The 8,698-nt window shown below is 36.5% G+C and carries 8 protein-coding genes; 2 read left to right on the top strand and 6 right to left on the bottom strand.

All coding sequences use genetic code 11. The annotated features are described in order from the left end of the window. Positions 1–60: 60 nt before the first annotated feature. The 4 genes from COE25_RS29845 to COE25_RS29825 form a co-directional block, all read right to left on the bottom strand. The gene (locus COE25_RS29845; RefSeq protein WP_098935221.1) at positions 61–573 is read right to left on the bottom strand and encodes a GNAT family N-acetyltransferase; all 513 of its coding nucleotides are present in this window, start codon (positions 571–573) and stop codon (positions 61–63) included. A 202-nt stretch (positions 574–775) separates the two neighbouring features. Next, complete coding sequence (locus tag COE25_RS29840) at positions 776–1,324, bottom strand: SMI1/KNR4 family protein (protein ID WP_098935220.1); 549 nt, start codon at positions 1,322–1,324, stop codon at positions 776–778. Between the two features lie 176 nt (positions 1,325–1,500). Then, the gene (locus COE25_RS29835) at positions 1,501–1,872 is read right to left on the bottom strand and encodes a DUF4430 domain-containing protein (RefSeq protein WP_098935219.1); all 372 of its coding nucleotides are present in this window, start codon (positions 1,870–1,872) and stop codon (positions 1,501–1,503) included. 498 nt (positions 1,873–2,370) lie between these two features. After that, positions 2,371–3,258, bottom strand: a complete 888-nt coding sequence (locus tag COE25_RS29825; RefSeq protein WP_098935218.1) for a TetR/AcrR family transcriptional regulator — start codon at positions 3,256–3,258, stop codon at positions 2,371–2,373. A gap of 150 nt (positions 3,259–3,408) precedes the next feature. On the opposite strand from COE25_RS29825, the gene COE25_RS29820 reads away from it, so the two are divergent. After that, the gene (locus COE25_RS29820; RefSeq protein WP_098935217.1) at positions 3,409–4,842 is read left to right on the top strand and encodes a DHA2 family efflux MFS transporter permease subunit; all 1,434 of its coding nucleotides are present in this window, start codon (positions 3,409–3,411) and stop codon (positions 4,840–4,842) included. 99 nt (positions 4,843–4,941) lie between these two features. Further along, entirely contained in the window at positions 4,942–5,802 is an 861-nt protein-coding gene (locus tag COE25_RS29815; protein WP_098935216.1) for an SDR family oxidoreductase, read from the top strand. 795 nt (positions 5,803–6,597) lie between these two features. On the opposite strand, the gene COE25_RS29810 is transcribed toward COE25_RS29815, so the two are convergent. After that, positions 6,598–7,710: an NADH:flavin oxidoreductase gene (locus tag COE25_RS29810; RefSeq protein WP_098935215.1), complete on the bottom strand. Its 1,113-nt coding sequence runs from the start codon at positions 7,708–7,710 to the stop codon at positions 6,598–6,600. A gap of 388 nt (positions 7,711–8,098) precedes the next feature. Then, positions 8,099–8,698, bottom strand: a 600-nt coding sequence (locus COE25_RS29805) for a hypothetical protein (RefSeq protein WP_257209024.1), incomplete at its 5' end; no start/stop codon positions are given.

Here is an 8,698-nt window from a genome sequence, read left to right as displayed (position 1 = left end):
CACAACTAACGCACCCGTTAGCTTAAGTACATTCCTTCACAAACTATTTTGAAAAATAAGTTATTGTCCAATTAAGTTATAACGCCAATTATTGCACCGCATAAAGCTTCCTGGAGGATATTCAAATTCGCATTCAGAGTTAAATTGAAAATCAAGCTTACGACAAATTGCATTAGAAGCAGGATTATCAATCGATGGGAATGCGTGAATGTATTTATATTTGTTCTCACTAGTTGCTTCTTCTATTGCTAACTTTACTGCTTTTGTAGCTATTCCTTTCCCTTGATACGAGGGTAGAACGCTCCATCCAGTTTCATATACACTTTCATTATTCCACGTAGTTTGCCAATAACCCACAGAACCTACTGTTTCTAATCCCGGTAACAATATAATGCTGAACATACGTCCTCTATTACCAAGCTCAAGATATCGTTTATGTCGATTCAAAATCTGCTCTTTACTCTCTGGACCACCAAGATGCTGCATCATTTCTGGAGCGTTAATACGAAAAAGTAAATCAAGGTCATTATCCTCCCAAGGCTTTATCTGAATGATATGGTTATTTGCTTCCAATTTTTTTTCATCCCCTCACCACTTTTTATTTACTCTTTCTTTACGGAAGCTAAAAATCCTCTATTTTGATATTGTTGTTTAACTAAACTGCCCCGATAGTGGAACAAAAAAAAAGAGCAGCCACCGCAACTCTCTGTTAAACATAAGCACCCGTTAGCTGAAGAAGAACTTTATACATTTTTCTCTCCAAATGGTGGAAAAATTAATAAAAATCTATATATGTTCCACTATCGACTAACTCTTTACCTTCCACTAAAATTTTATACAATAGTTCTTCTAAATTTTTATATTCTTGGACTGTTTTAAACCTTTTAAATTTAATTTCCTGAACCTTGCCCGATAATGAATCTACTACATAGAAACTCTCATTAACCATAGAAGTTGCGAAAACAAATAAATTATTTTTGTTAGCTTTCTCCCAAATAGATAAGGGTACTATTCTTCTTATGGGAGTAGGTGTGTTTACCATTTCTTCGTGTGATAATCCCTTATATCCATCTTGCTTTCCTGCAATATTAATTAAATCAAATAAATAACATCCATTTGTTACTTGCAGAAGTTCTTTATAGACATTGGGTAATGTACCAAACTCATTCTCCAATTTGGTTAAATCTTCACCTGGTAATGGGCAATGTATTTTGGTTTGCCACCGATTATCAAAAAGATGACCGTATAAAGTTGTTCCCGTTCTTAATTTTTTTTTATCATCTTTATACAATTTATCTATTTCATTTATATATTTCGAAAGCATTTTGTAACTCCTCAAATATATATTTTATTAGATAATTCGCCTTCATTGATTATTCTCCTTCTTCAGCTAACCTGCTTCGTTACTTAAATAAAAAAGCTGCCGAGATTGGCAGCTGGTTCTTCAACTCTTATTTCTAAAGAGGCGAATTATTTAACCTCCGTGATGAACATTTCTTTTTATTTCATTATTTCTTGTTTATCGTAATCCCTTAACGCCCAAGATAAAATATCATTTGCGTAAAGTCCTACATCGTCTGGTGGAATTTCAACAAATTCACCATCAATAAATGCAGCCCAATGGATGTTTTCTGTAGGTTTTTCAACCAATCCATTGATTTCTGTAATCATACCGTTTGTTTCCGCTACATCAAAGTTATTTTTGGTTATGTCGTAAATAGTGTCTCCCTCTTCAAATGTTATATTTTTCTTTACTATAACTTTATTGTTTTGATCCATAATCTGAATAATGCCATTTACTTCGACTGCATATGCCGGATTTGCAAGCCATAAAGTAAACAAAAAGGGGAGTGCAAAAGCAAGTTTGTACATATATATCCTCCTCATTTTTTTCGTATTTTTTCCTAATGTCATTTAATTATGAGTGTTGTTTTAATATAAAAACACCTAACAAGTTGTTAGGTGTAATTTCAAATATAAATAGAATTAACTATAACAAATTTGGTTAATGACACCGGTTTATCGCTAAAATTTAATCTAGGTTTTAAGCGATTGAAAAAGAATCAATTTTTTTGTATTTTTGACTGTTATTAAACTATCCTGAGACATTACTTCAATAAGCAAATAGCAATCCTCCGTATTGAAGCATCGCACCCGTTTGTTTAAGTGTTTTTCACAATATTGTCGAGCGCATCGGACCAGCAGTCGTACACGTACTGATCGCCGGGGTGACCGGCGAATCCTCGTAGATGGAAAATTTTAACTGGTGGGGCGGCGGCTACACGAAAGCCTGCTCCGACACTTAATCTGTTGGACATATCCCAAAACCAGATATTTAGCTGTTCTTCACATTAGCAACTTAAAAAATAATTACTCATCCAAATTGAAGCACAGTTTTCTCAATTGTTCAATGATGCTTTTAAGCTCATGCTCTTTCTTCAAAAACTGAAGCATGGCAAGGATTAGTGCAGATCTAGGCTGTTCTCGCTCTACTTCCTCCTGGAGTATAACGAGCGATTCATGCAGTTCTGTTTTGTGATAATTCGTTATCGCCAATTCTTTTAGGGTAGAGAAAAGAAGCTCGAACAGCTTACGTCTTTGTTCAGCTACAGAAACAGTGTTGCCTTTATAAGCTGATTCCACATAATTATCCATCATGTTATTTTGTAAAATTGCTTTTGGTTTTTTATTCAGGACCCCGCCAACGACTTCCTCTAAGAGATCCACAATAAACATAGAAACATCTCTTATATTTAACGGCCTGTTATCAAATATTATTAAGAAAAGATACTCTTTAACGATCCCATTATAAACCGATACAAGGTCCCATATATTAAGTTCTATTTCTTTACCAAACCTACGAATCAAGGCATCTTTATTCATATTGAGAATATTTGCTCGTTGACTAAGCAGAATAGAGGCAATTTTCCCTTCACTACCTTGCATTTCAAAAGTATTCTTCATTATAAAATTATTCTCAATAAAAAAATAAAATTGACATTCGGTTTCACGAATGAAAATTTCTCTTAAGGTAAGTGTCGTGTCCGATCTAATCTCTTCCATTTTTTCGAAAAGGCTTTCCTGCTTTGAGTGATGCACCTCTACGAATAGATCCTCTTTAGAAGGAAAAAATTTATATAATGACCCTTTTGCGATTTTGCAATCATCAGCGATATCCTGAATCGATGTTGCAAGATAGCCTTTTTCTGAAAAAAAACGTTCAGCGGAATCCATGATGTTTTGTTTGACAATACTCAATCTACTTCCTCTTTTCAAAAAAGAATTGACATTCTTAAAAAATTAGATAAAATTAAGCACGTAATGACCAATTGGTTTTTCCGGAAAACCACAAGTCAAATATATATGATGTTTGCTAGGCATCAAGCCACAGAAGAGAGGAACGTTTAAATGTCTACACAAGCAGCTGAGAAATTAACATCATCTCAAGAGTTCTCGGTCAAAACTATTATCGCTCCACTTCTTGCCGTTATGATTGGTATGTTTATGGTTCTTCTTGATACTACAATTATGAATGTTGCTATCCCTAGTTTACAAAAATATTTTAACAGTTCATTGGAAACAATTCAATGGACCGTAACCGGTTATACACTTGCGCTAGCTACGATTATTCCTTTAGCTGGTTGGATGACAGATAAATTTGGAGCCAAGCGAATTTTCCTCATTACGATTACTTTGTTTACTATTGGTTCAGTCCTTTGCGCCTTCGCCCAAACTCCTGAACTGCTGATTTTATTCCGTATAATACAAGGCCTTGGTGGTGGAATGGTAACTCCCATCGGTATGGCAATATCTTTTAAAATGGCCCCCCCCGATAAAAGGGGAGCCGTTATGGGGATGCTTGGTATACCTATGCTAATTGCCCCCGCTACAGGTCCTTTGCTATCTGGATGGTTAATTGAGGTAGCATCTTGGCATTGGATTTTCCTAATCAATTTACCAATTGGAATAGCTGCCGTGATTGTTGGTCTAAAGCTTCTGCCCAATCAGCAGCGTGGTAAAGCACCTGCCCTCGATATTCTAGGAATGATTCTTGCCCCGATCGCCTTTTCCATGCTAACTTATGGTGTCAGTGAGGGAGGAAGGGGCTGGAGTTCCACTGGCGCATTAACGGGATTGATTGTTGGGGGTGTCACACTTCTCATTTTCATTTTCGTAGAACTACGTCATAAGCAACCATTGCTGGAGCTGCGTGCATTTAAATCATTAGATTTTACTCGCGGTATTATCATAACTTGGGCTTTACAAGCCTCCATGATCGGGACTATTCTCTTGAATCCTTTATTCCAACAAGGCGTATTAGGTCGAACACCTCTCGTGAGTGCGGCAATCTCCCTCCCTATTTCCTTGGGAGGTCTAATATTTACGCCATTCGCGGGGAAATTATCCGATAAAATAGGCGCCCGACCTCTTGTCTTTACCGGTTTGAGCCTTATGTCAATTGCTTTATTTTTGCTTTCTGGGGTAAATCTAAATACCGGAGTAATTGCGTTAATGATTATACTTTTTATGGTGGGATGTGGCATGGCCATATCAATGATGCCATTAAATGCACATGTTTTAAAGTCTGCTCCTCGTGAACTGGTAAGCCGAGTAACACCTTTAACATCAGCTACTATACAGGTTGTGAATTCATTTGCCGTAGCCGCTTTAACGGGACACTTATCTTCACAAATAAGAGAGCGTATGGCGGACGCTGGCGAACACGCCGTAAATTTAAAAATCAATGCCTTAGCTTTTGGTGACACATTCTTAATTATAGCCTGCATTGCCACGGTTGGTGCGATTTTAAGTTTATTTCTTCGCAAACCTCACATCAAATAAAAAGAATTACCATTAGCATAAGGAAAGAGTGACAAATATTAAATTTTGAAATTTTGATCATAATTAAAATGTAATTGACCAACGAGAGGAGTTTTTAGTATGAGCGCAGCTATATTAGTGATAGGAGCTACCGGAACAACAGGCAAAGAATTGGTGAAACTTCTGGCGAAGAACGGACATAAAACGCGTGTTACTGTTCGTCCCACAAGCAAAACAAGCGAACTGCAAGCATTGGGAGTCGAGTTGGTTCAAGCCGATCTAAACGACTTCGACTCACTGGTAAATGCCATGAACGGTATCCAAAAAGTATATTTTGCAACACCTCTTCTTCCGAATATGGTGGAACTTTCTTCTTCGATTGTTCGTGCAGCTAAAAAAGCCGGTGTGAAGCATCTTGTGAAGTTATCGGGCGGCGGGGCTGAATTGGATACATTGGCAAAGTGGCATAATGCAGTCGAAAAAGAAATAGAGCAGTCCGGCATGGCGTATACATTCTTGCGCCCAAATACATTTATGCAAAACTTAGTTAAATTTAACTCGCATACCATTCGTGAACATGGAGCCTTCTATGCGCCGCATGGCGACGGAAAAGCGGCTTACATTGATTCCCGCGATATAGCCCAGGTTGCCTATCGGGTCTTAACGGAAGAAGACCATGAGAACAAAGCATATTACTTGTCGGGACCAGAAGCACTTTCCAGCGCCGAAATTGCGGAAATTCTTTCTTCAGTAACCGGAAAATCAATTAAGTACGTAGACGTACCTGTTGAAGCTGCTCGCGCTTCTATGCAAAAAACAGGCATGCCTACTGAAATCGTTGAAGGCTTGTTAGAACATTATCAGATTATGAAGTTAGGTCACACAGCAAATGTCTCCAATACGGTAGAAGAAATAACCGGACATAAAGCAACCTCTTTTGAGACTTTTGCTAAAGCAAATAAGGAAGCATTTATCGGTTAATATATAGTTCAAAGTAAAAAGGGCTGTCTAAAAAAGTCTATAAAGACTATACGGATAGCCCTTTGTTTTTTCGATTTAGTTATCCTAGCATTATCACTTGATTTTCTGCTTTGATAAACTAAAATATTAACTCTGGAGCCAGGATATGTATCAAGGCTCCGTTTGTGGACAAGAACAACATCTCTTAAATTGCATTTAAAATCGTAAAGTTACGACAATCTTGCACATTCTAAGAGTTGTGGAACGGGTTCTACTTAAACTAATGCATGCGTTAGTTCAATAAAGATATTTCAATTAAATCCCTAAAATAGTTATATACTCTTGATTTTTTAGTTGGTCTGTTATCCATTTTTTAAATTCATTTATTAAAAAAGTTAAACTTAAAATATTTTGCTCGTAGTTTTTTCTAAAATTTTTTCTGTTTCTCCCACAAACAAAAACCCTATCCTATTCTTTAATTCACTCTCAGTAGGGTTATTTGTTAAATATCGATTCAATCCCTCAAGATCGTTAAGGATTCGTTCCCAAATATCTTTATTAATTTCACTCATACCCCATAAACTATAATTTTTATAATTCTTTTCAATACATTTAGAAAGATATGTAAAAGTCTCATCTGTAAAATATTGGTAAATTCATAACAATGTGCGATGGTAAAACTCCAATAGCAGATGCTTTAAATAATTTATAAGAATTCTTTTCTCATAAGAGTATATAAAATTTTCAAAAAAAGGCGGCTTATCATTTTTAGCAAGCTGCCTGTTTTTTATCAAAGAGAATAGTAACTCCTTGTATTTATTTCAAAATATTTAAAGCTTCCTTCGTAAATGAACGCAGTTCTTCGGTGTTACCTTCACGAATTTTTGCTACCCAAGCCGGATCGCTTAGTAGTGCTCGTCCAACGGCCACAAGATCAAACTCTTCTCGCTCAAGACGGTCGATCAGATTATCGATATCTGCCGGTTGTCCACCCTTACCTTCCGTGAATAAGCTCATGGCCTCAGAATCCAAACCAACTGATCCGACTGTAATTGCTGGTTTACCAGTAATTTTACGAGCCCAGCCAGCCAGGTTAAGGTCTGATTCCTCGAACTCTGGCTTCCAGAATCGTCGTGTTGAAGCATGGAAAATATCTACACCAGCCTCAGACAGCGGTTCAAGGAAAATTTTCAATTCATCGGGAGTCTTTGCTAGTTTGAAATTATAGTCGGTAGCTTTCCATTGAGAAAATCGGAAAATAATAGTGAAGTTAGGACCGACAGCTTGACGCACGGCTTTGATTACGTCTACAGCAAAACGTGTGCGACTTACTAGATCACCACCATATTCATCTGTACGCTTATTGGTTACGTCCCAGAAGAACTGGTCTATAAGGTATCCATGAGCGCCATGTATTTCCACTGCATCAAACCCAAGTTTCTTAGCATTAGAGGCAGCATTTGCGTAAGCTTGAATGAGTTCTTGAATCTCTTCGACGCTTAACGGTTCAGATACCTTTTCACCAGTTAAACTGATACCTGATGGACCGATTGGATTGACATCTGAATCAGGAAAATTTTTCTTTTCGCGCGCCATACCAGTGTGCCAAATCTGTGGAGCAATTTTCCCTCCAGCCTCATGTACTTCCTTAACAACTTGCGCCCATCCGTTTAGAGCTTCTTCACCATAAAAATGTGGGACATCAGGTTCTGCTCCAGCTGCAGGATGCTCAATTAGAGTACCTTCAGTGATAATTAAACCAACTCCGTTCTCAGCTCGTCGTCGATAATATTCAGCTACATTGGAACCTGGAATCCCATTCGGTGAAAACTTGCGGGTCATTGGTGCCATAACAAATCGATTTTCAAGCTTCAATTCTCCAATTTCAAATGAGGTAAATAATGGTTCAACAGATTTTGTTGATTTCATAAAATTCTCTCCTTTTTAAACTAATAAAATAATTGGTTAATCAAAAGTAGTCTCTGTAAGGAGTAGGAGACTTATTCTAACTACAATTTTTATTGGATTTAGTTTAAATTCATTTTGTAAAATATTGAAGTCCTTTAAGACAACGAACAATATATAAATAGTTATAACAGATAAAAAAATTCCTTTTTCTATCAATTCACTTTCCTCCAGAATTTCAAATAAAAATTAGCCTCTCAATATTTTTTGTAACATTCCTTCTTCAACTAATCTGCCCGTTAGTTTAAGTACATCTCTTCACAATCTCAATGGAGTATAACCTATTGATACATAATTAAATCACCTTTAAATTAGACTTCATAATGTCTCATAAGACTTGTATCAAGCAAGTTTATAACGGAGTTCCATAAAACTTGGATTGGATATAATACCTTTCTCCATATTCATTACTTAAAAAGCCCACATTATAACTTTTTATATCTATTAGTTCCTTGAAAGTGTTAAGAATACTGCAATTCCAGTCAATATTATGGTTTTTATATGGATAATTGTCACTGTTGGGATTGAACGTATGAATAAATACTGCATCTTGTCCAGCGTCATTCAAGTTAATTAACACCCAAGATTGGTATGGTTTATTAAATGTTTCAAGTTCCTTTAATAAGTTATTGTATAAAGCCATATGTGCTTTTACATGTTCTTTTCTAAATCTCACACTATCATTACCAATTCCCCAAAAATCAAGATGTCTATGCCAAATATCGAACCACTCATCAAGTTGAATGTCACATGTATTTACTTCTGTTTGTTTCCATAGTTCACGAAAATAACGTTTCTTTCCTCGGAATTTTTTCAATATATACCTCCTAAAGAAATAGAAATCTACAATTTCATTTTTAACAGATATATCCTTGTTCAACAATCCTGCCCCGTTAGTGGAACAAGAAAAGGAGCTGCCGCAGCAACCCCAATCTTCATACAGATAGGTAAG

The sequence above is a fragment of the Bacillus sp. AFS031507 genome, from assembly GCF_002584635.1.
Classification (GTDB): Bacteria; Bacillota; Bacilli; order Bacillales; family Cytobacillaceae; genus Neobacillus.
The sequence above is the reverse complement of the archived record's forward strand: the minus strand, read 5'-3'. Positions and strand labels throughout refer to the sequence as shown.

What these genes read in the sequence shown, in the direction of transcription:
- COE25_RS29840 (WP_098935220.1), bottom strand. Translation starts at nt 1,324, where the DNA reads ATGCTTTCGAAATATATAAATGAAATAGATAAATTGTATAAAGATGAT.
- COE25_RS29835 (WP_098935219.1), bottom strand. Translation starts at nt 1,872, where the DNA reads ATGTACAAACTTGCTTTTGCACTCCCCTTTTTGTTTACTTTATGGCTT.
- COE25_RS29820 (WP_098935217.1), top strand. Translation starts at nt 3,409, where the DNA reads ATGTCTACACAAGCAGCTGAGAAATTAACATCATCTCAAGAGTTCTCG.
- COE25_RS29815 (WP_098935216.1), top strand. Translation starts at nt 4,942, where the DNA reads ATGAGCGCAGCTATATTAGTGATAGGAGCTACCGGAACAACAGGCAAA.
- COE25_RS29810 (WP_098935215.1), bottom strand. Translation starts at nt 7,710, where the DNA reads ATGAAATCAACAAAATCTGTTGAACCATTATTTACCTCATTTGAAATT.